The organism is Paenibacillus pinihumi DSM 23905 = JCM 16419 (assembly GCF_000422505.1).
In the GTDB taxonomy this organism is placed as follows: domain Bacteria; phylum Bacillota; class Bacilli; order Paenibacillales; family Paenibacillaceae; genus Paenibacillus_D; species Paenibacillus_D pinihumi.
On record NZ_KE383870.1, the window covers coordinates 130,521 to 153,101 of the forward strand.

Genomic DNA, 22,581 nt, shown 5'->3' on the forward strand with positions numbered 1-22,581 from the left:
CAATAAAATTAAGAAAAAAAAGCAGCATTTCACGAAAGCGAAAGCCAAGGAACCGTTACGCCAGGGCGCCACAGCGCCGGGCGGCCAAGCAGCTTTTGCACGCTGCCTAGTAGAATCCGTCCTTGCCTTCTTCCGTCAAATACTGCTTTAGTTTATCCATGGCACGCTTCTGAATACGGGAGATGCTCATCTGGGATACGCCGAGCTGATCTGCGATCGAACGCTGCGGCAGTCCTTCCTCAAATACGAGCAGCAGCACCTTCTGCTCCTCCGGCTTCAGGCAGGACATGGCGGCGACCAGATCCAGCTTTTTATCTACAGAATCATAATCATTCGCCTGTGAGCCAATCAGCTCTCCCAAGGTCGTGTTGCTCTCTTCCTCGGAGATCGGGGTGTCCAGAGATACATAGTGGTACAAGTCTCTCCCGGCCAATATTTCCAATGTTTCCTCATAGCTCAACTCCAGAAATGCGGCGATTTCCTCTACATTGGGCGAACGTTCCAGCTTCACTGTCAGCTCATCAATTGCCTGCTGGAGCATAATTCCCTTCTCTTTAACACGACGGGGAACCTGTATATACCATGATTTGTCCCGCAAATAGTTTTTCATATGACCGATAATACTTTTCATGGCATAGGGCTCGAATTGCATGCCGACAGAGGCGTCGAACTGCTCAAACAACCGCAACAGCGCCATCTGGCCGACCTGATACAGATCCTCATACAAATCCGGCCGGTTGCGCGATATTTTGCCGGCTGCCATCCGAACCATCGGTTCATAATGCTCAATCAGCAGAGTTGCCGCTTCATTGTTCGGGTTGCTCTGATATTCCAGAATGAGCGTTACCGGACAAAGCGGTGTCGAATTTGCAGGCCTGCTGCTCATGCCAACTCTTCACTCCTGACAAGGCGCTTGGTTAATGTGACCTGGGTGCCGGCACTGGTTAGCACCTCCACATGATCCATTAAAGCCTGCATCAAGTATAGACCAAGTCCGCCTGAATGAATTTCGCCGATCGTTTTGCCATGCAGCGGGGAAGTTTGCGGGGCTTCCGATACTGCACGACTGCTATGTCCATTATCTTTGACAATTATGGAAAGGGAATCGAGCTGTTTTATAAATTTGATTTCCACGTTCTGCTGTTCCAAGACGGCCGGTACCTCCTGCTCATAAGCATGCAGGATGGCATTGTTGCAGGCCTCGGAGACGGCAACCTTCATATCTTCTATCGCCTCATAGGAAAACCCCATCTTTGCTGCAATTCCATATAATGTAACCCGGACCAGATCAACATATTCTGCGGTAGCCGGAACCTGGAGGGTTACCACTTCCTCGATTGCTTTCATCTCTTTTTCTTCGATCCCTTCTTAGATATTAAAGCTGCTGCCGGCCAAGAGCAGGCAAGCCTCTTCCTGTGAACCTGGCCTTTCATGCCGGCTGCTGCCGGACGGCCCCCATTTACGCCTGCTGGGTCAGAAACGGTGTGATGCCTGTCATGTCAAAAAGTTTGCGGATGGATGGAGGAATGGCCTCAACCGTAAATGCGGCATTATTCGCATGGCGGGCTTTGAGTACCGAGACGAGAATGCCGATTCCCGTACTGTCGATATATTTCAAATCCTGCAGATTAAGTGCCAGCTCGCGGTCGGTCAGCTCGATTAAAGGAGCCATTGCAGCCCGCATTTGTCCGGCTACCTCCAAGTCAAATTCACCGCTTACATAAACCGTGCATCGTCCTTCTGTTGTTTCCGTGCGTAAATGAAATTTATCCTGTTGCTTCATGTATCCCTCTCCTGACTAAAAAGATGCTATGCTGGCTGTATTTTTGCAGCAAAGCCTTGAATCTTTGTGAATCAGCCTGTATGTCTTCTTACCCTTCCTGGTTCTAGATGAAACAGCCTGATTCCTCTACCGTTTTGGTTGAAGCAAATTATTTTAGGGTATATCTAAGTTAACGTCATTACAAATCCCTCGAGGAGGTTATGATCATGAGCAAAAAAATAGCTCTATTCGCCAATCAGGAGCAAGCTATTCAGACAATTGACACGTTGCAGCAGAATGGATTTGCCCCGGCTGAGATTACGGTGCTTGCCAAGGATAAGGAGCATTCCCGCAGGATTGAATCGGAGACGAGCGTGCATGCGGATGAACTGATTGATCTCGCGCAGGTTGTACAGGATGAGACACAAAATACAGGCCCGTTCGTTGTTGGCACAATGGGCGTGACGCCAGGGGGCTCCAGCACGATGCCGGGCGGGTATCCGGTAGTTGGCGCAGGCGGCTTCGTCAATATGGAATTTTCCTCTGCTTTTGAAACAGCGCTTGAGGGCTTCGAGCTGAATGACAGCCAGCGGGAGGCATGCGGCAAGGCCATACAGGCCGGTTCAATTGCCGTTATCGTTGAGACGGATGAGAGCAAGAGTGATTCGGGAAGCGGCATCAGCCGTCTGGATAAGGCGGAGGCTTCCTTCCGCAGCAATGGAGCTGAACAAATTTTGTAGCAGAGAGCAAAGGCTGCTTTTAGGCAGTGGATTAAATTTTAATCAGTTGAATTATTGAGCCTGTTAAATAAACGGCTGCCACAGACGGTAATGTCTGCGGCAGCCGTTTATGTCTGCATGGAGGATCGGAATGAAGCTTGCCCGGGTCAGTTATGGATTTGCACAATGGAAGGGCGGTCCAGCTTGACGATATCGGCCACCGGATGGTGCTCGGAGCGGATGGCAAAGAGCAGCAGATTGGCGGCAATCATGCTATAGACTGAACCATTGCCCCCATAACCGAGGCAGTAGAATACACCGGGCCATCCAGGGTCCGTGCCAATGAACGGCAGATTGTCTCGGGATATGCCAAACGTAGCGCTCCAGGAATACTCGAGCGGGGCATCGAGCATCGGGAATAGCTGCTGAAGCTGCTCATGCAGTCTGTGAATCCGTTTGTTGCGAAGCGGCTCGCTCTTTACCGGAATCCGGTTATTCTCATCCAGGCCGCCGATTACGACCCTGCCGTCAGGAGTGGTCCGCAAATAAAAGTAAGGGTCCGCAGTGTCCCAGATAAGACAGTTGCCCGGCCAGGCGGACAAATTGCGCTGAGGGGCGGTAACTGCTGCGAAGGAACGGTTAAGCTGTGCCTTAATCAGCTTGCCCCGCAGCTCTTCCGGCTCATAGCCGATAGCATAAACCACATGGTCAGCATCGATAACGGCGCCGTCCGCTGTTTCCAGCCGGTGCAGCCCGCCTCTGCTTTTGTGAGTGACAGCCTCCGTATGCTCATGAACTTCCATTCCCTGGCGCACAGCTTGCTCGACAAGCGTCTGGACGAATAAATACGGGTTGACCTCGGCATCGCCGCGAGTCATGATGGCGCCAGGCTTACGGAAAGGAAAGCGCAGATAGAGATCGTCGGCAGACAAGTATTCCGTGTCAAATCCGTACAGCCGGAGCGTGCGATATTCTTTCTTCAACTTCGGCAGATGCTGTTCCGTATCCGCATAGAGCAGGCTGCTGCGCCGGTACAGAGCTGTATTGCGGGGAAGCTCGGACGCAATCTGGTACAGCTGATTTACAGCGCTGCGGCATGCCTTGTAGAAACGGACAGCCTGATGCTCTCCGATTTGGTCGATCAGCTCATGCAGCATAATATCGTTGGAATATTGCAACAGTCCGGTATTTGCGCTTGTGCTGCCCCCGGCAATCTCTCCACGCTCAATCAGACAGGCGGATATTCCATGTCTGGACAGCATGTAGCCGATAATCGCGCCTGACATGCCCCCGCCAATAATCGCGACCTGCTTGCGCACGTTTTTCCTTAAAGGGGGATAATGATGTAATTTCGGTCCTGTTGTCGGCCAATACAAATTCCCTGCATGCAGATCCATTCGCCTCACTCCTGCCTTCATTATGCTTTGAGTATGAACGGTTTATAGGCTATACATACGGCCGAAAGCAAAAATAAATACCGGAGCCAGGCAGCTCCGGTATTTAAGTCATTTATATGATAGTTATTCTTCCTGAATCGGATCAGATATCCAGCCGAGCTTTTTCAGCTCCGTGTTGGTTGGGATTTCCTCCATATCATGACCAAGGCGCTTCAAGTCCTCCGCATTCTGAACCATGGAGCCGTTGCATGCCTCATTCAGGGGCCGGTGTGCTGCTCCGGCTTGCCCGCTGCTGTGTTCCTGTGCTGATGGTGGGAAAGGCTTCTCCATTCAAGACACCTCCTTGGCTGGAGCCTGGCGGGAATTATTCAATTCCACATCAGGCGAATATGGCGGGGCCGATTAACTTTGGCATTATTTAAGTCTGGCTTTTCGCTTTGTCCAGCATCTCCTGTGTGCTGTCTTCAAGCTTGTCTACCGCATCCTTGCCGTGTTCTGCTGCGGCATCTGCAGCTTCGCGGGCTTTATCGGCAGCCTTGGATACTGTATCTGAAGCGGTCTCTGCCGCCTCCGCAGCGCGCTGACGCATATTATCCTGGAGATGCTGCACTTTTTCTTTTATATTTGCAGCCTGCTGGCCCACAGTGTGTACGCAATCACTGGCTGTCTCGGAGATTGCACCGGCGGCAGTTTTTACTGCTTCTCCAGCCTCTCCGCATTTGTTCTTCAGGTCCTGTCTCAGCTCGCGTCCGGATTTGGGAGCGAGCAGCAGCGCTGCAGCCGCACCGATAATTCCACCGATAATCGCGCCCTTAATGCAGCTGCTGCTGCCTGTGTTTGCATGTTGCACATCTTTACTCATCATGCTCATCTCCTTCAATTGTGGTCGTCAACGCCTTGTTTTTCTTTAACCATGGCCGTCAGGTTTGAATCAAGATGCTTTTTTCGGAAGGGGCCGAATACATATGAGGAAGAGGTTTTGAAAAGCTCAAAAAAGCTCAAAAATGCACAGCCTTATATGCTTGGTTCCAAACATCAACGGGCAAGAGGTGATGAATATGGGAGCTGGATTGCACAGTGAAGGGACACCGCTGGCTCAGGCGAGCAGAGGAAAGTGGACAGAGACGATTCATATTGGGCATGCTGCCGTTGTGGATGCGGGAGGGCGGCTGCTGGCATGGGCTGGCGATCCCGGACGAATTGTATTCTCCCGGTCTGCGCTGAATCCGGTCATTGCGGTGCAAGCCGTTCTGGCCGGTATACTTGGCGATTGGGGAACGGACGAGACAGCACTGGCCATTATGACGGGCAGCAATGAAGGGACGGTCAGGCAAGTTGAGCTGCTGGAGGTTATGCTGGACAAATTCGGCATCAGGGAAAAAGATCTCTGTCTGCCGTCCGTCTATCCGCAGGATGAGGACAGGCGGATTGCGCTGCTTCAGAGCGGGCAGCCGCCGAAGCAGGTTTATCATCCCGCGGCAGCACGGCATATTGCAGTGCTTGCCCTCAGTCAATGCTCAGGCTGGCCGCTCGAAGGCTATACCCGGCTGGAGCATCCCGCGCAGCAGCTTATTTTACAGCGGACCGCGGAATTCGCCGGAATGGGCGAGAGTGCGCTCGGGCAGGCACAGGATAGCTGCGGCTTCCCGGCGCTGGCGCTGCCCATGTGGCGGCTGGCGCTTGCCTATGCGCGCCTGGGAGCTCCGCCCGGCGATTGGGCGGACGCCGCATTGCAGACGGCGGCGCGGCGCACCGGCGCCGCCATGAACCGCCACCCGGACCTTGTTGAGGGTCCGGGGCGGCTCGCGCCAGCGCTGCTTGGCGATGCCAATGCCATCGCCAAGAGCGGAGAGCAGGGCGTCTTTGTCTTCGCCCTGCGGCGGCAGCGCCTGGGGGTGGCCGTCAGCATCGCGGACGGCTCGGAGGCGGCGCTGCCTGTGACTGTGGCGGCGATTCTCGAATCGCTCGCCGCCACGGGCCCATCCGGCCCGCAGTATGCGGACGGCCCCCGGAGGCTGGCCGCAGCAGTGAAGGCGCGCTTCGCGGCTGAGGTGCTTGACGACAACGGGGTGGAGGTCGGCTGTATGGAGCCGCTGGTACAGCTGTGCTTCGGGGAGCGGTATCCCCGATCCCGGTTTTAGTATTGGAAGTAGTAGACTGCTGAATTCAAAAGGGTCATGCTTGCTGCGGTAACGAACCGGAGCAAGCATGACCCTTATTCGCCTGTTGGCCGCTTTTTTGCTCATATCCATTAGCCTGCATGAAGTACGTGCGGGTTTTATTCCTGATACTATTAAGTTAGTAAGCAACAGGATCATGCTCCGCAGAGAAGGGCTGGAAAGCGAACCGTATTGAACAAGCTAGGACTTCGCATGCCTTATCGCTTCTCTGTAAGAGGTTGGAGACTGGCCAAAGAAGCGCCGGAATTGCTTGGAAAAGTATAGCGGATCGTAGAAGCCTACAGAGGAGGCGATCTGCTCGATCGTCAATTCGAGCCGTTCGCGCAGCAGAAGCCGGGCTTTGTCTACCCGCAGCTTGAGCAGGAAGGTCATCGGGGACAGGCCGGTGCGCTGTTTGAACAGGCGCGACAAGTATGCCCGGTTATACCCGAGCGTCTCCGCCATGGCTTCGATGGATACAGCTTCCGTATATTGGGAAGATAAATAACGAATGACCTGTTGGACAAGCTGTTCGCCATCATTGCCGGGACGGACGATATCGGGAGTTCCTGTCTCGGCAGCTTCCGCCAGCGCCCCCATTAGCAGCATGAGATAGCCTCCTGCCTGAAGATGGGCAGCCTGCCCCTGATCCCGGAAGACGCGCTGAATCTGCTGCAGCAGCACGGCTGTCCGGCGGCTCTGATGTGGTCCGGTCAGCGGCTGCTGCTCACTGAAGCCGGCCGCCTTCACAAGAGCCGGAGCCTCGGGTCCGGTAAAGGCTACCCAGCGGTAATGCCAGGGCTCCAGCTCATCTGCCTCGTAACTGACAAGCTGGCTGGGCTGGATCAGGAAGGACTGCCCGGGTTGAATCGGGAAGCTTTGTTGCAGGGAAGTGTATGTCCCTTTGCCGGAGATGACATGATGGAGCAGATAAAAATCATAGACTCGCGGCCCGAGACGGTGCAGCGGCCTGGTCTGGCTCTCGCCGGCGAACAGCACATGCAGACTGCCCCGCTCAAAGGCTGAGGAGTTGGAGACGACAGTATAGGTCGTGTTGCTCATTTTGACAAATCTCCTTTTATCTAAAATATGGCCCGTAATATAAAGTTGAGCTTCAGAAAGCCTGGAAACAGATGGATTCGTCGTTTTATCCGCTATGAATCCTTACTCCTAGTTATATCAGGAAACATGTATAAAGTCACATTTGTCCATATAAACACCACATCGCGCCATTTCAATTCCCCGCATGAATCGACTATACTAAGGGTAATCAGATTTCCTGTTGTATCAGCATCCACAGCTTCCTGAGAGGGGCAGTGATGTCCCGCAGGGAATTACAGATTTGATTTCAAAAAACTGACAGAAAGCGGTGTACCTGCACATGGCAAATCATAAAGAGCTTACGCAACGATTTTTGGAGATTTATGGCGGCACCGAGCAAGGACTGCATATTTTCCACGCTCCAGGCCGCGTTAACCTGATTGGCGAGCATACAGATTACAACGGCGGATATGTGTTCCCGGCAGCTTTGACTTTCGGTACGACGCTGCTCATCAGAGAGCGCGAGGACAACCAGCTTGGTCTGGCTTCCACAAATTTTGAACTGCGCGGTTCCTTTGAGCTTGAATCGATCGTTTATAACGAAGCAGATGACTGGATGAACTATCCGAAGGGCATTGCGAGCGAACTGCAATCCAGAGGCTATGCAATTCCTGCCGGTTTTGACCTGCTGTACCATGGCGAAATTCCGAATGGCTCAGGCTTGTCCTCTTCCGCTTCCATCGAGGTAGTAACGGCTTATGCGCTGCTGGCATTGAGCGGCCACCCGACGGACACCGTTGAGATTGCCCTGCTTTCTCAAAAATCCGAAAATGAATTTAATGGTGTCAAATGCGGAATCATGGATCAATTCGCAGTTGCCAACGGCAAGAAGGACCATGCCATCATGCTGATGTGCGATACGCTGGAATACAAGCTGGTTCCGTTCAACAGCGGCGCTTACAAACTTGTTATCGGCAATACCAACAAACGCAGAGGCCTGGTAGATTCCAAGTACAACGAACGCCGCAGCCAATGTGAGGAAGCGGTGCAAATTTTGCGCCAGGCATTCCCGGAGCTGGAGCTGCTCGGGCAAATTACACTGGAGCAGTACAATGCCAATGAGCATCTGATCGCAGATCCGGTCATCCGCAATCGCGCGCGCCACGTTGTGGAAGAGATTGACCGCGTAATCCGCTCTGTAGAAGCGCTCAAGCAGGATGACCTGGATCAATTCGGCAGCCTGATGAATGCTTCCCATGATTCCCTGCGCGACCTGTATGAAGTAACAGGGGCGGAACTGGATGCACTGGTTGAAGCAGCCCGCCAGGTGCCGGGTGTACTTGGTTCCAGAATGACAGGAGCCGGCTTCGGAGGTTGTACGGTATCTCTCGTACACGAGGATAGTGTAGACCGTTTCATTCAAGAAGTTGGCGAGAAATATAAAGCAGCAGTCGATTTGCAAGCTGACTTCTACGTTTGCGACATCGGCAACGGTGTAGAGCAGCTTAAATAAGCTTCGCATAGATGAACAGCTTCTATTTCTACGCGAAACGGTGCAGTGCCTGTTGGAGTACGTCACAGCCGTTTACGCTGGAAATATAAGAATTCATCAGCTTCGCATAGATGAACAGCTTCTATTTCTACGCGAAACGCCGCAGTGCCTGTTGAAGTACGGCACAGCCGTTTACGCTGGAATAATAATTCAATTATCGGGGAGGAATTTGTCATGGCAGTATTGGTAACTGGAGGAGCGGGCTACATCGGGTCGCATACGGTGGCGGCGCTGTTGGAGCGCGGAGAATCGATCGTTGTACTGGATAACCTGCAGCAAGGACATAAGGAAGCTTTGCTCGGGGGCAAGCTCTATGTAGGTGATCTGCGCGACGCTGATGTACTGGACAAAGTGTTCACGGAAAATCAGATTGATGCAGTCATTCACTTTGCAGCCAATTCATTGGTTGGCGAGAGTATGAAGATTCCTGGAAAATACTATCACAACAATGTATATGGAACCCTTTGCCTGCTGGAAAAAATGCAGGAGCATGGTGTAGGCAAAATTGTATTCTCCTCTACGGCTGCCACTTACGGCGAGCCTGAGAATGTGCCGATCGACGAGAATGACCGGACGCTTCCGACCAACGCATATGGCGAAACGAAGCTGGCTATGGAGAAGATGATGAAATGGTTTGATACAGCCCACGGCATTAAATGGATCTCGCTGCGCTATTTCAATGCAGCCGGTGCTCATGCCAGCGGAAAAATCGGAGAGGCACACAACCCGGAAACACACCTGGTTCCGATCGTGCTGGAAGCAGCTCTTGGCAAGCGTCCGCACATCTCTGTCTTCGGAGATGACTATGCTACACCGGACGGAACTTGTATCCGCGACTACATCCATGTCAGTGATCTGGCGGATGCGCATGTCCTGGCAGTCGACAAGCTGCGCAGCGGCGGGGAGAGTGCAGTCTACAATTTGGGGAACGGCCAAGGCTTCTCCGTTAACGAGGTCATTGAGATTGCCCGTCAGGTAACTGGACGCGAAATCAAAGCAGTTGTTGAACCACGCCGCGCAGGAGACCCTGCTACACTGGTTGCTTCCTCTCAGCGCGCCCGCACCGAGCTCGGCTGGAATCCGGTACGCAACAAACTGGAAGATATTATCGCCAGCGCTTGGAGCTGGCATGTGAACAACCCGGACGGTTACAAAAAATAAGGATTCAAATTTCATGCAAGCCTGCCGATTTGAGGCAGGCTTGCATGAATGCATTTACAAGCATGTGCAACGATAGAGAGGAGCAGTCATCATGAACCATGACGTAACAGAATTTGCGGAAGTATCCGCAGCGCAGGCGCTGGAGCAGATCGAGCAGCTTGTGCGCTTCGCACTGAAGCAGCAGCTCATCGCACCGCTGGACGAATCTTTTGCCCGAAATGCGCTGTTGGACTTGTTCCGGTTTGCCGAGCCAGTTGAGGGCCAAATGACAGGTCCGGCTCCTGAGCAGCCGCTTGAAGCACTGGAGGTGCTTCTTACGTATGGAGCACAAATCGGCCTTATCCCGGATAATACAACAACCTGGCGCGATCTGCTGGATGCGCGGATTATGGGCCTTCTTATGCCTCGTCCATCCGAGACAGCAGAACGTTTCCGGCAGTTGAGCGAGCGAGAAGGAATTATCAGGGCAACAGATGATTTCTACAGCCTGAATGTCAATTCCAACTATATCCGTATGGACCGTATTGCGAAAAACCAGCAATGGGTGCATCAGTCGGATTTCGGAGACTTGGAAATTACGATTAACCTGTCCAAGCCGGAAAAGGACCCGAAGGAAATTGCTTTGCTTAAAACGATGCCGCAGGCTCACTATCCAAAATGCTTGCTGTGCCAGGAGAATGTAGGCTATGCCGGCAGAGCGAACCACCCCGCACGGCAAAATTTGCGGGTAATTCCGCTTTCGCTCCAGGAAAAAGCATGGTTCTTCCAGTATTCACCGTATGTTTATTATAACGAGCACAGCATCGTATTTTGCGGGGAGCATATTCCGATGAAGATTTCGGGCAAAACGTTTGCCCGCCTGCTGGACTTCATCGACCAGTTCCCGCATTACTTCATCGGCTCCAATGCTGACCTGCCGATTGTCGGCGGCTCTATCCTGAACCATGATCACTTCCAGGCCGGACGGCATACGTTTGCGATGCAGAAGGCAGTAATTGAGCAGACATACCGTCATCCTCAGCTTCCTGGTGTGAAGTTCAGCACGGTCAAATGGCCGATGTCGGTCGTGCGTCTTCAGGGCACAGATAAGCAGGAAGTGTTGAAGGCGGCTGAATTCATTATGGACGCCTGGAACGGATACAGTGATTCTGAGGCGGATGTCGCAGCCTGGACGGAACAGGAGAATGGCGAGCGCACACCTCATAACACGGTAACTCCGATTGCCCGGCTTTTGGAGGGCGGCGGCTTCGAAATGGATCTCGTGCTTCGCAACAATCGTACAAGTGAGGAGCATCCGGACGGTATTTTCCATCCGCATAAGCATCTTCACCATATTAAGAAGGAAAATATCGGTCTCATTGAAGTTATGGGACTGGCTGTTCTGCCTGGCCGCCTTAAGACGGAGCTGGAGCAGATTAGCGCTTATCTGACCGGGGAAACTGCGTTTAATGACAGCCTTCAGGATACTGCCCATCCGCTGCATTCACATGCAAGCTGGATCGGCACGCTGATTGAGAAGTATGGCACCTCCTTGTCTGCAGCCGAAGCAGAGAAGGCTCTGCAGGCTGAGGTTGGTGACAAGTTCATGGAAGTTCTTCAGGATGCCGGTATTTACAAGCGTAATGCTGAAGGTCAAGAATCCTTCCGCCGCTTCATGCTGAAGAGCGGTTTGACGGATAATTAAAATTTTTTAACCTTTCTCTCAATATCTGGATAAAGCTTTGAAAAGCCTGTTTTTACAAGTAAAGATTTACTTGGAAATACCCCTAAGCCCCCGTTGCATAATGCATCAGGGAAATTAGGGGTATTTTCTTTTACCAAAAAGAAGGAATTAATAGGTAAATATCGAAATAACTTAGTATATTAATATTTTATTCCAAGATGAATAGCAGGAGGAAAAGGAATGAATGCGGCTATTATGCCTCTCAATGATTTCATGAATTTGGAAACGGAGGAACAGGTAGAAAGTCTGAAGCGTTGGAAGATGAATTACAAACTGAAGGATATTCGCGATGCATGGGGCTTCAAGCATTCGGCCCAATACTACATGCTATTAAAAAAACTGCGCATTTATGAGAGGGTGGTCAACAAATCGGACAAGTTTTTCCCTGATCAATTGTCAGCAGGGAGGGATGATGCGTACCGTACGCTGGGCTATGGTCAGGGGCATCATTCAGCATATGAGCCAAAGGGGGATTATTTTGACTATCAGCTCAATCTAACCTTGAGTGGTCCGGATGTGGCTGACAGACTGGAGAGAATTGCGCATTTTCTCAAAGGGGAGAACAAGCAGGTTCACATTCGCCTTGCCTGTTCTGTAGCTGTCGAAGAAGCGTCCGAGCAAGAGCAGCAATAATCAGTAAAAGTCTAAATTTATGGCGTGTCTTGGAAGCCGGTAATTGGGCCTGCACACATAAGTCGGTTGATTCTAAAATACGGTTGATGTCATTGCAAGATGACATCAACCGTATTTCTTCTAGGCGTGATTGCGCAGTTTGCCAAGCTCAGAGACTAGCGCCTCTACCTCGCTAATGCTAAAATTAGTTTTATCAGCTACAATGTCGTACAGTTCCTTAATATCCTCGTACTGGCTTACATTGAAGTGTGAGGCCTGCATGGCTGCCGCAGTAGCCATTTTAAGTTTAGTCTTGATCGCTTCTATCATAAATTCCACGTTTTCCTGTGTCGCTTCGTTCAGATTGCTCACGTATTCGTCATCCTTTCGATCGTTCGTATTCCTGCTTCATGACGACATTTTAACATGATTGCCGCTCCTGCGCCATGAATTCCCCCCTGATTGCTGGATTTGGCGTTTTTCAGGTACAATAGAACAACAAGAATGATGAAACGGCAAGGCAGGGAAAGGGGCTGGTGGGTTGAAATCCGTGCGGATCAGTACCGGCAATGATAGAGAGCGGGGCCATCAGCGCAGGCTCTCAGCTCTGAAGTCAGAGCCACATGCGGTACGGAAAAGGATGAATGATGAGGAACTCTTGGAGTTTTTGACGGAAGTTGCGGGACGCCATCCGAATCGTGATGAGCTGCTGTTCGTCTGTATCGGAACCGACTGCTCAACGGGTGACGCATTCGGACCGCTGATCGGTTCGATGCTGGAGGATCAAGGCTGGCCGCATGTCATTGGCACCATGCAGAGTCCATGCGATGCAAACCGGCTGGCTTTCCTTGAGAATGAGATGCTGCCGGGCAAGATTGTGATTGCAATTGATGCTTGCCTCGGCAAGCCGTTGTCCGTCGGAGGTTACCTGGCTGCGGGCGGTCCGATCCGTCCGGCGCAGGCTGTAGGTGCAATTTGGCCGCAAGTGGGTAACTATAGTATAGCAGGCGTAGTAAATATGATTGGACCGAAGCCTTATATGACACTGCAGACAACCTCGCTCCATACCGTCATGCAAATGGCCGCCAAAGTAGCTGAACAAATAGGCAAGGCATGGGGTGTCAGGGATAATTAAATGTAAAGCGGGTGAATCATTAATGAGGAAGACTACTTTAACCGATCAATATATTATACTGAAAAATGGTTTCAGACTTGCTTACTATGACAGCGGTCAGGCAGCGGACAATCAGTCAACCGTCATTTTGCTGCATGGCTATTGCGGCAGTTCAGCCTATTGGACGGACATCCTGCCGCATTTAAAGGAGCATGCGCGTGTGATCATACCGGATTTGCGCGGACATGGCGTATCAGAAGCGCAGAACGGCCAGGTATATGAGATGGACAATTTTGCCGGCGATATTCTGGAACTTCTGGATGCACTGGAGCTGAAGAAGACTGCACTGGTAGGCCATTCGTTAGGCGGCTATATTACGCTTGCCGCCGCGGGCCGTTATCCTGAGCGCATCAGCGGATTTGCACTTATTCATTCGACAGCGCTGCCGGACAGCGAAGAAGCGAGACAGAACCGGGAAAAAGCTGTTCAGGCGATCAAGCAGGACGGCATCACCGTATTTGTCGACGGGCTTGTGCCGAAGCTGTTTGCGCCAAAGCATTTGGAATCAGAGCCGGAACAGGTACAGTTCGCCAGAGAGATCGGTTATGGAACGTCAGCACAGGGGGCTGCAGCCACAGCACTCGGTATGAAAGCGCGGCCAGATCGCACAAATGTGATACACCAGGCCGCGGTGCCTGTCCTGCTGGTGGCAGGGGCCGAGGATCTGGTCGTACGCCCGGAGAACACCTTCCAGGGTGCAGAGGGCAATGAAGCCGTACAGACACATCTGCTGGAAGGCGCCGGCCATATGGGCATGCTGGAGGCGGCAAGCGGACTTGCAGAAGTGCTGCACAAGTTTATCGCGTTACTATAGGAAGGTGTGAATGGCCTTATGTTTCAAAGGGATTATCTGATGCGGATGATTCACCAGATGAGCGAAGCGGTGGGCCAGATTATGGGATTGCGGCAGCAGAGGGAGAACAAGGAGGCGCTCTTATTAGTTGATGAGCTGCTGGACAGGAATTTCCGGATGAACTCCAGGCTGCTGCAGTCGTTGTCCGGAGAGGATATCGTGCGGCTAATGACCCGCAGTGGTGCCACGGATTATTCCGGTCTCCAGTCGATTGCTGTCTTGCTGCGGGAGAAGGCGGCAATTCACGAGGAAGAAGGGGATGGCGCGCTTGCGTTCGGCTTGCGCGTCAAGGCGCTTCATCTCCAGCTTCGTTCCGTGCTGGATGGCTCAGGCACGATTGTTGCCGACCCGGAGCAGGAGGCGCGCGCGCTGGAACAGCAGGTTATCCCTTATGAGCTTCCGGAATCGCTCAAGCGTCTATTGCTGAGCTGGTATGAAGCTGGCGGACGTCTTGCTGATGCGGAAAATATTTTGCATGAGCTGCTTGAGGACGGAGAGCTGGAGTTTGAGGAAGCTGAGCACTTTTATGTCCGGATGAAGCAGTTGGGTAATGAACGGCTGCAAGCAGGCGGTCTTTCTATAGAAGAAGTTATGGAAGCATCTGAGCTATTGCAGTCGCAATGGAATAAACAAGGAGTGTAGAGTTTAGGGATGGATAATTGGCAGCAGCAGGTACATCAGTGGTTTGAGAAGCAGAGCCTTCACCAGGCGACGCTCAGTCAGCTTAGACGCAAGGATGCGGGCTTCCCGCTGCGGACGCTTATCCGTCCGGTAAGCTTGAAGGGAGTACTCCATTATCAATTTGAATATCATGAGCAGAACAGGGTCACTCATGATAATCTGCTTCCTGAAGAAGCGGCGGCCCGCACGGCAGAACTGCTTACGCAATGCTACCGGCAGGGATTGTTCAAAAACGACGGCGCTGATGTCCAGTTGCTGCTCAGCAAGAAGGGCAAGGCATCTTTGCTGAGCAAGCCCGGTACCAGCGGGGAAAGGCCAGCTCCGCTGGAGCACAACCGCAAGAAACGCTATGTGCTGGAGGAAGGAACTCCGGTACCATTTTTAATTGAGCTTGGAATTATGACCAAAGAGGGCAAGGTTCACGCCAAAAAACAGGACAAGTTCAGGCAGATCAACCGCTTCCTGGAGATTGCCTCGGACATGCTGCCCCACCTGCCGAAGGGCAGGGAGCTGACGATCGTAGATTTTGGTTGCGGTAAATCCTATTTGACTTTTGCCTTGTATCATCTTCTCGTGCATATTCACAATCTGGATATCCGTATTGTAGGCCTTGACCTGAAGACAGATGTCATCGCCTTCTGCAGGGGGCTTGCCGAGCGGCTTGGCTATGACCGTCTGGAGTTCAAGCAAGGGGACATTGCGGAATATGAGGGCGTAGCTGCGGTGGATATGGTTGTCACCCTGCATGCCTGCGATACGGCAACAGATGCAGCACTGATCAAGGCGGTGCGCTGGGATGCATCCGTTATTTTGTCTGTTCCGTGCTGCCAGCATGAGCTGTTCGGGCAGATTCAGAGTGATGCGATGGCGCCGCTGTTGTCGCACGGGCTGCTCAAGGAGCGCTTCGCTGCCTTGGCTACAGATGCGCTTAGATCGCAATTGCTTGAGACGATCGGTTATAAAACGCAGGTCCTGGAATTTATCGATCCGGAGCATACGCCTAAAAATCTGATGATTCGTGCGTTTAAGGCGCCCAAAACAGACGCTGCACAGAAGTGGAGTGAATATTTAGCGTTTCGTGACAGTATCCAGGCATCCCCATATATGGAGAAACATCTGAAAGACCTGTTGCCTAAAAGTTAAAACAGAAAGGTCCCAAAGCCATATTTCTGAAAAAAACAGCCGATTCCAAGCTATATTCCCTGTCCTTCAAAATTCTAATATGTTAGAATAAGCTACAAGTAAGAGCTTGAAAAACGGAAGTTTTGAACCGTCTTTGCATGGCAGGCGGTTTTAGTCCCAGAGGAATTAAGATTATATGTTGAATGGGTGAATCGTGTGGGACTCGGAGTATGGTCGGAATTAATCTTTTTTTTAATTCTTCTTTTCATGTTTGCCATCATATTTTTGTTTAACACCATCACAGTTCTTCATAAGGTATATTTGGTCTTTCATTTCCTTATGATGCTGTGGCCGATCAGCCAGTTTGCGGTAATGACGACGGAAAATCCCCAGTTGCAGCTTTTTTATTTAAAAGCTTCGTTTGTCGGCCTATCCCTGCTCGGCTCGGGTTGGCTGATTTTTGCTGTTTTTCTGACAGGTCAATCGTACTTGCTCACGAAAAAAAGACTGTTTTGGTTAAGCCTCCCCAGTCTTCTTTCGGCTGCCGGAATCCTGTTCAACCCTTACGGCTGGTTTGCAACGCCTATCGAGGGTGCTTTCAAGGACAGGCATTACGGGCCTTTTTTCTGGTTCACCCTGATTACGCTTGCTCTGTATGTATTGATATCGATCTATCATTTGTATGTCTCACACCGCACCGCCAAGACGGCCCGGCACAGACTGCAAATTATACTCGCTGCAATCGGGATTCTGATTTTATCGTCTTTTGCACTGGCTGATCTGGTTGTCAATGTGCTGCTTCAAGGACAGGGAATAATAGTTATTGGCCTGACCTCATGGGGAATTGTGCTATCCGGGCTTTATTTTCTTATAGCTATTCAGTTCTTCAAGGTCTTTCATGTCATTCAGCTGGACCAGAAAGATGTACTGGACAGCATGAGCACGGGCATTATTGTGCTTGATGAGCACGGCATTGTGCTGGATGTGAATTCGGCAATCCGGCCGCTGGTCAGCCTGCGGCCAGGCGATTTTTTGGATATGTCGAGGTTTCTTGCCCCGCTGCATATCGAGGGCGATCTGGAAGCTTTTCTCGATGCGTATGAAAAGCGGAATCCAGAAGGTGCACAGATTGAAATTGCAATGGGCAGTGATTCGCATATCTCGCATATTTCTATTTATACTGCACCAATTTTCGACTCTGGGATGGCGCTTATCGGGAGGATTATTACGTTTCAGGATGTCAGTGAGCTGAGAAGGCTGGTAGACGCGTCACACAGGCAAAATGAGGTGCTGCAGGAGCGCAACCGCGCCCTCATGATCATGCAGGATGAACTGTACAAGGCAAACCAGATGCTTGAGCAGATGGCGGTCACAGACAGCCTGACCGGCTGCTACAACCGCAGATATCTGATGCAGCAGCTTGAGCATGAAGTGATGACAAATATGCGGTATCAGATTCCGTTCTCGATCTTCCTCTTCGACATCGATCTATTTAAAAATGTAAATGACCGCTTCGGTCATATTATCGGTGATGAGGTTCTCTCCAGTACGGCGGCAGTCGTGAAAAAGATGCTGCGCCGCACGGATATTCTCGCCCGCTATGGCGGGGAGGAGTTCTCCGTCTATCTGCCTCATACGAATCAGGAGCAGGCAATGCTGCTTGCGCAGCGGATTAAAGAGGCGGTGGAATTTAATATTATTCAGCCCGGACCCGGCAATCAGCCGATCGGAGTGACAATCAGTCTTGGCGTGCTGTCAGTAGACAAGGGCGGACGGATGTCCGTGGACAACCCGAAGGCCTATCTGCGGGAATTGTTCTCGGAAGCTGATGCTGCACTTTACGAGGCCAAGCATGGCGGGAGAAACCGGATTGTATCTATTTCCAGAAAGGCCTGATTCAAGCTTTCTGTTTTAATGAGCTCAAAATAAAATCTGGCATTTGACATAAGAAAACTGGTGGCGGATGAAGGGGGAAGCGGCATAGGCCTTCATCTTGCAGCCAGTCTTAAGTAAACTGCAGGCACTAATTTTTTTTGGTATTGGGCCGATATTTATATCATAAATGGATTACAAGCTTAACGACAGTTGCGAAACGCTGCTGCCCTGCTTACAGACGGGGGGAATCGTTTACGCGAACCAGGTCTGTTTATTCCAGCATCGAAAAGGGCGATAATTAATGAGAAGAGTTCAAATCGGTTTAGTGAAGGCTGGAGACCGGCTGGCTAAGCCAGTTCTTAGAGAAAATGGTCACGTTCTGCTCGGTCTGGGAGTTGAATTGAATGACCGTTTTATTGAGCGCCTCCGTGATATGGGGGTGGATAATGTCTATATTGAGGAGAAAAATACCGAAGACATTATTCCTGAAGAGGTCATCCGTGAGGAGACGAGAAAGCAGGCTGTAGACTCTGTCTATAAAGCGATGAATTCAATCATTGAAAATCCGGCTACGAAAGGAAGAGCGGTAGCTCCGGAGCTTGGCCGCACTTTCCGCAACGTATTCGGCCAAATCCTGCAGGATCTGATGGGGCGCCAGGAAATTCTGGTTAATCTGGAGTCCATCCATACGAGTGATGCGTACCTGTTCCAGCATTCCGTCAATGTAGCGGTCTTGGCCGGAATCATAGGGATTGCCAAAGGCTATAACCGTAATCAATTGGAGGACCTGGGAATCGGGGCTCTGCTGTTTGATGTCGGAATGACACAGGTTCCTCAGGAACTGCTGAAGAAAAAGGCGGCGCTGTCCAAGGAAGAGATGCAAATTGTGCAAAAGCATACGGTTGAAGGCTTCAACCTGCTGCGCCATCAATATGATTTGTCGCTGCTCTCGGCACATTGCGCTTTGCAGCATCATGAGCGTTATGACGGTACTGGTTATCCGCGCGGACTGAAAAAGGATGAAATTCATGAATATGCGCAAATTGTCGCGATTGCAGACGTATATGATGCGCTGACCTCGCCAAGGCCGCACCGTCCCCGTTATACGCCGTCGGAGGCGATTGAGTATCTGTTTGCGGCAGGAAATTCCTATTTTGATGTCGATTTGATCCGCTTGTTCTGCAAGCATATTTCGATATACCCGGTAGCAACTACCGTTCAGCTCAATTCGGGGCAAATTGGGGTCGTTGTATCGAATAATTCGCTTGCTGTACACCGTCCGACTGTTCGAATTATTACAGAAGCCGACGGGGTGCATGTGAAAGAGCCTTACGAGATTGATTTGAAAGACAGCCTGCACCTGATGATTGCCAAGGTTTTATAATCCATGGCACGTGCAGTATATTAAGATGCCGCAGGCTTCTTGAATAACGAAAAAGGCAAACTTGTCTAAAGGCAAGGACGCAAAGCCATAGGGTCTAAGGTTCATTATAAGCTTGTAAAGCTGCAATTCGGCAGATGCAGGCTTATAGTTCAACGCGCTGGAATGAGGCTGCATCGACAGATGACAGCAAACAGCCGCTTGCGACAGCTCTTGTCGGAATGAGTGACAGCCTGGCTACCGTACATCTTCATACTTTCCCTGAGTAATCGGGTTAGCCAGGCAGCTGCTGTAAGAGGAGCTGTTTTTTTGTTTTCGAATTTCCATTTTAATAATAATGTTGGGATTTAAAAGAAAATGTTGAACGTTGATGTTTTCATATATTCTACACATTGATTCATAAAGTCGCGATCTCTGTCATGTGAAGTATCGAATGATGCTGCAGTTTAATAGGCTGGCTGATTGTTTGACGAAATTTCTTGGGGAAAGATTTCCCGGGAAATCGACAATGGCAGCAAAAGACGCGTGGATTGAGATAGCAGGTTTTGACGAATGAATAATATTCAGGTTTTTGATCCAAGGTGATCCAATTGCTTTAATTAAGGGAGAAATATAAACGAAAAGCTTGAATTGGGAATTTATAGTTTATGTTTAAAGTTATTGCTTTACAGGAAGGATGAAGCGAAGAGATGAAGAAACACGTTCAGGCAGATTCCAGCCATTATCAGTGATGTCCAAACTACATTGGTCCGAAAAAGGAGGGGGAAGGTGCTGCTGCTCATTCGCCAAATGATTATTACAGTGTTGCTCTCTGCAGTGCTGCTTTATTCTGCCTACCAATACGGCATGTACTTTGACACATACTTATATCCGTTGGAGATGATTTTCTGCGGAGGAGCACTCATGGCAGCAGTTATGATTTCAGGAAGCAGACGCGGTATTTCCTGGACGTGTGCCATTATGGCAGAAGGCCGCTGGTACATTTGGTGGCCGTTTATCATCGCGGCTGTCTATGCGATCCATCTTGCTGCTTCTCCGGTTTCTATGCTGGGGACGCTTCAACAGACGATTCGCTGGACATTCTACGGTATTTTCTTTTTGTTTATTTATGCTGCTGCGTCTTCCAAAGGCGGGCGTGCGGCTGTTGCACTGTCCGTTCAGCTTGCGGGGGCCTTCATCGCATGGAGCAGCCTGGCCTTCTGGATGGGGTGGGCTTCCTTTCCTCAAGCCTTGTTCTACTCTGTTGATGAACAAATCTCTTCCCTGGGGGCACGGCTGGCCGGTTTTTTCCAATATCCTAATATGCTTGCAGCTGTGATGGCAATGTACAGTGTATGGTATTTGGTATTGCTGTCGAAAGCAGCATCCAGATCAAAGCATGCTATCCTTCCCGCTATGCTTCTAGTTCCAACTATAGTGGTGCTGATATTGACTGAATCGAGGGGAGCGTGGCTGGTTGCGGGTGCGGGCTGGTTGGCAGGGCTATTGCTGGTTAAGGGGGTGGAACGGAAGAGGTGGTTATTGTTATCGGCGCTTTCGCTGCCCCAGGCTGCGTTACTCTGCCAGCTTATGGTCAGTTTTCGTAGTGGGGAAGGGATTAGCGGCAGTACCGCAGCAGATGTTATGCTGATCGTGGTTCTTTTTGCTTTTGCAATGTCTCTTACCATTTCGCTTCATTTCGTTAATGTGACAAAGCGATTGCTGCAAAGGCCATTACCATTATGGCTTTTGTTAGCAGGAGGTCTTGCCGGGACAGGCTTTTTGCTGCCTCATTCTTTAAGCGGCAGACTGGAGAGCGGCCAGTATGAGACTGCGGGCGCACGCTGGCTGTTTTACAAGGATGCATTCCGGTTGTTCCGGGAAGCTCCCTGGTTTGGGCGGGGAGGGGAAACCTGGAGAATGCTGTTCGAGCGCATTCAGCAGCAGCCATATGTCGGCAGCAAGGTACACAGCAGTTATCTGGATTTCGCGTTGGATCTCGGTGCGGCCGGTCTGCTGGCTTTATTGATGATGTTTATTATTATGCTTGTTAAAGTGTGGAGGCATGAAGCAGTCTATACCTTGCCAGCTCTGCTTCTTCTTGCACATGCGGCAGTAGATTTCGATAATGCCTTCGGCTTTTATTGGCTGCTGGTGTTTTCATATTTTTCTATTTATTTGTCAGGTGGGCGGGAGGAGAAGGCGCTGCCTAATGAACCGCCGCAGCCGGGGCTTGAGCCGGAACGTCGGCGAAGAGGGAGGATTATGGCGCTGGCGGTTGTTCTCATGCTGGGGCTGGGAAGCGCTGCATGGTCCGGCTGGCGTTTGCATGCGGCTTGGATAGAGCGGGAGAAGGCCGTAATTGGGCAGGGCACTCTGAGCGTTTCAGGGCTTGTGCGAGCACTGGAACTTAATCCGTATTGGACACAGACGAGGCTGGAATTAACAGCGCTTCTTGGTGCAGGCAACCGTATTACGCTGCTTCTGGAAGGCTTGGGCTACGAACCGGAGTCTGCCGAACTGCTGTGGCAGCTTGGGAGCAGTTATGCAGAGAAAGGCAAGCTTGACCTTGCACTTCAATATATGGAACAGGCGTTAATCCGGGACCGGTTCAATAAAGAACGGCAGACCAGTACGCTTGCCAGTCTCACGCAGCTGGCACACCGTCTGGATATGGAGGGACGTGTTCAGGAGTCGCATCGTGCGGCTAAGGAGGCGCTGGCGGTTTACAGCAAGTATGAGGGGTTGGTTCAAGAGGTGGGGGCCATGCAGCACCCGGCGAACGGCCGCCGCTTCGAATTGACAGCAGAAGCATCAGAGTATGCCCGTTCTTGTCAAGAACTGTTGGCGCAATAGGAGAAATAAAAAGAGAGGGCTCCATCCGTCCATTCGTAAACTGCAGCTCCTGAATATGCTGTAGGAAAACGAAAAGGAGTGGATGAGAACTTGGCAGTAAAAAGAGTGAAGCCCCCATTGAAAGACCCTTCGGGTAAAGGGATTATCCGGCGCAAAGTGAAGCCAATCGTCAAGAAGTCCCAGACCGGACCGATCTTCGACCGGTTGACGGTTGTGTGGGTGCAGGGCAACGGAGTGCCATTTAATACGACCGGTTTTTTTGCAAGAGCATTCAGCAATGGTAGACTTGTCCAGACGGCCAGCTTTGACCGGTTTGGCGTTGTGCGGTTCAACAATATCCGTACCCTCACTAACCGTACCTTTGTTCTCCGGGTGTTTAATGCATTCGGCGTTCAATTCCGCGTGAGAGTCATACCTGCCGGTGTCGAAACGTTTGCCATTATTGGTTAGTTTTGAATCCTTATTTTACACAATAGGAAACCCCGGCTTTGCCTTCTTCTGAAGCGCGCAGCCGGGGTTTGATTTTTAGTTGAT

Annotated in this window: 22 protein-coding genes and 1 riboswitch; of the genes, 14 read left to right on the forward strand and 8 right to left on the reverse strand. The window is 51.1% G+C overall.

What is annotated here, in order from left to right; translation table 11 throughout:
- Positions 1 to 106: 106 nt before the first annotated feature.
- The 3 genes from H583_RS0131040 to H583_RS0131050 form a co-directional block, all read right to left on the reverse strand.
- Positions 107 to 886, reverse strand: coding sequence for a sigma-70 family RNA polymerase sigma factor (locus tag H583_RS0131040; protein WP_028563876.1), 780 nt, complete (start codon positions 884 to 886; stop codon positions 107 to 109).
- A complete protein-coding gene (gene rsbW / locus H583_RS0131045; RefSeq protein ID WP_028563877.1) occupies positions 883 to 1,347 on the reverse strand; it encodes an anti-sigma B factor RsbW in 465 nt (154 codons plus the stop codon). Before rsbW ends, H583_RS0131040 begins: the two co-directional genes overlap by 4 nt.
- A gap of 112 nt (positions 1,348 to 1,459) precedes the next feature.
- Positions 1,460 to 1,783: an STAS domain-containing protein gene (locus H583_RS0131050; protein WP_028563878.1), complete on the reverse strand. Its 324-nt coding sequence runs from the start codon at positions 1,781 to 1,783 to the stop codon at positions 1,460 to 1,462.
- A 206-nt stretch (positions 1,784 to 1,989) separates the two neighbouring features.
- Here H583_RS0131050 and H583_RS0131055 point away from each other — a divergent pair, with 206 nt between their 5' ends.
- On the forward strand, positions 1,990 to 2,502 hold the full coding sequence (locus H583_RS0131055; protein WP_028563879.1) for a general stress protein: 513 nt from the start codon (positions 1,990 to 1,992) through the stop codon (positions 2,500 to 2,502).
- Between the two features lie 146 nt (positions 2,503 to 2,648).
- On the opposite strand, the gene H583_RS0131060 is transcribed toward H583_RS0131055, so the two are convergent.
- The 3 genes from H583_RS0131060 to H583_RS37430 form a co-directional block, all read right to left on the reverse strand.
- Entirely contained in the window at positions 2,649 to 3,878 is a 1,230-nt protein-coding gene (locus tag H583_RS0131060; protein WP_028563880.1) for an NAD(P)/FAD-dependent oxidoreductase, read from the reverse strand.
- Between the two features lie 123 nt (positions 3,879 to 4,001).
- Positions 4,002 to 4,208 carry a hypothetical protein gene (locus H583_RS0131065; protein WP_028563881.1) on the reverse strand — a complete coding sequence of 69 codons (207 nt, stop codon included), beginning with the start codon at positions 4,206 to 4,208 and terminating at the stop codon, positions 4,002 to 4,004.
- Between the two features lie 88 nt (positions 4,209 to 4,296).
- Entirely contained in the window at positions 4,297 to 4,740 is a 444-nt protein-coding gene (locus H583_RS37430; RefSeq protein ID WP_051237276.1) for a YtxH domain-containing protein, read from the reverse strand.
- A gap of 196 nt (positions 4,741 to 4,936) precedes the next feature.
- On the opposite strand from H583_RS37430, the gene H583_RS34965 reads away from it, so the two are divergent.
- The gene (locus H583_RS34965; protein ID WP_051237278.1) at positions 4,937 to 6,019 is read left to right on the forward strand and encodes an asparaginase; all 1,083 of its coding nucleotides are present in this window, start codon (positions 4,937 to 4,939) and stop codon (positions 6,017 to 6,019) included.
- 219 nt (positions 6,020 to 6,238) lie between these two features.
- On the opposite strand, the gene H583_RS0131085 is transcribed toward H583_RS34965, so the two are convergent.
- Positions 6,239 to 7,099 (reverse strand): AraC family transcriptional regulator, encoded by an 861-nt coding sequence (locus H583_RS0131085; RefSeq protein WP_028563882.1) that lies wholly within the window; start codon positions 7,097 to 7,099, stop codon positions 6,239 to 6,241.
- 319 nt (positions 7,100 to 7,418) lie between these two features.
- On the opposite strand from H583_RS0131085, the gene H583_RS0131090 reads away from it, so the two are divergent.
- The 4 genes from H583_RS0131090 to H583_RS0131105 all read left to right on the forward strand — a co-directional run bounded on the left by H583_RS0131090 (position 7,419) and on the right by H583_RS0131105 (position 12,147).
- Positions 7,419 to 8,591 (forward strand): galactokinase, encoded by a 1,173-nt coding sequence (locus tag H583_RS0131090; protein WP_028563883.1) that lies wholly within the window; start codon positions 7,419 to 7,421, stop codon positions 8,589 to 8,591.
- Positions 8,592 to 8,804: 213 nt separating this feature from the next.
- On the forward strand, positions 8,805 to 9,791 hold the full coding sequence (galE, locus tag H583_RS0131095; RefSeq protein WP_028563884.1) for a UDP-glucose 4-epimerase GalE: 987 nt from the start codon (positions 8,805 to 8,807) through the stop codon (positions 9,789 to 9,791).
- A 91-nt stretch (positions 9,792 to 9,882) separates the two neighbouring features.
- Positions 9,883 to 11,475: a UDP-glucose--hexose-1-phosphate uridylyltransferase gene (locus H583_RS0131100; RefSeq protein WP_028563885.1), complete on the forward strand. Its 1,593-nt coding sequence runs from the start codon at positions 9,883 to 9,885 to the stop codon at positions 11,473 to 11,475.
- A 219-nt stretch (positions 11,476 to 11,694) separates the two neighbouring features.
- Entirely contained in the window at positions 11,695 to 12,147 is a 453-nt protein-coding gene (locus H583_RS0131105; protein WP_028563886.1) for a hypothetical protein, read from the forward strand.
- A 120-nt stretch (positions 12,148 to 12,267) separates the two neighbouring features.
- Here H583_RS0131105 and H583_RS0131110 read toward each other — a convergent pair whose 3' ends face one another.
- Positions 12,268 to 12,498: a DUF1128 domain-containing protein gene (locus H583_RS0131110; RefSeq protein ID WP_028563887.1), complete on the reverse strand. Its 231-nt coding sequence runs from the start codon at positions 12,496 to 12,498 to the stop codon at positions 12,268 to 12,270.
- A 178-nt stretch (positions 12,499 to 12,676) separates the two neighbouring features.
- Between H583_RS0131110 and yyaC the strand changes: the two genes are divergently transcribed.
- The 8 genes from yyaC (at position 12,677) to H583_RS0131150 (ending at position 22,497) form a co-directional block, all read left to right on the forward strand.
- Positions 12,677 to 13,261, forward strand: coding sequence for a spore protease YyaC (gene yyaC / locus H583_RS0131115; protein WP_342663567.1), 585 nt, complete (start codon positions 12,677 to 12,679; stop codon positions 13,259 to 13,261).
- A gap of 22 nt (positions 13,262 to 13,283) precedes the next feature.
- A complete protein-coding gene (locus H583_RS0131120; RefSeq protein WP_036711646.1) occupies positions 13,284 to 14,114 on the forward strand; it encodes an alpha/beta fold hydrolase in 831 nt (276 codons plus the stop codon).
- An 18-nt stretch (positions 14,115 to 14,132) separates the two neighbouring features.
- Positions 14,133 to 14,795: a DUF6483 family protein gene (locus H583_RS0131125; protein WP_028563890.1), complete on the forward strand. Its 663-nt coding sequence runs from the start codon at positions 14,133 to 14,135 to the stop codon at positions 14,793 to 14,795.
- 9 nt (positions 14,796 to 14,804) lie between these two features.
- The gene (locus tag H583_RS0131130; protein WP_028563891.1) at positions 14,805 to 15,977 is read left to right on the forward strand and encodes a class I SAM-dependent methyltransferase; all 1,173 of its coding nucleotides are present in this window, start codon (positions 14,805 to 14,807) and stop codon (positions 15,975 to 15,977) included.
- Positions 15,978 to 16,172: 195 nt separating this feature from the next.
- Positions 16,173 to 17,852, forward strand: a complete 1,680-nt coding sequence (locus H583_RS0131135) for a diguanylate cyclase (RefSeq protein ID WP_028563892.1) — start codon at positions 16,173 to 16,175, stop codon at positions 17,850 to 17,852.
- A 280-nt stretch (positions 17,853 to 18,132) separates the two neighbouring features.
- Positions 18,133 to 19,215 carry an HD-GYP domain-containing protein gene (locus tag H583_RS0131140; protein WP_028563893.1) on the forward strand — a complete coding sequence of 361 codons (1,083 nt, stop codon included), beginning with the start codon at positions 18,133 to 18,135 and terminating at the stop codon, positions 19,213 to 19,215.
- Between the two features lie 44 nt (positions 19,216 to 19,259).
- Positions 19,260 to 19,343: riboswitch (cyclic di-GMP riboswitch) on the forward strand.
- A 637-nt stretch (positions 19,344 to 19,980) separates the two neighbouring features.
- A complete protein-coding gene (locus H583_RS0131145; RefSeq protein WP_028563894.1) occupies positions 19,981 to 22,047 on the forward strand; it encodes a tetratricopeptide repeat protein in 2,067 nt (688 codons plus the stop codon).
- A gap of 90 nt (positions 22,048 to 22,137) precedes the next feature.
- Positions 22,138 to 22,497 (forward strand): hypothetical protein, encoded by a 360-nt coding sequence (locus tag H583_RS0131150; protein WP_028563895.1) that lies wholly within the window; start codon positions 22,138 to 22,140, stop codon positions 22,495 to 22,497.
- Positions 22,498 to 22,581 lie beyond the last annotated feature (84 nt).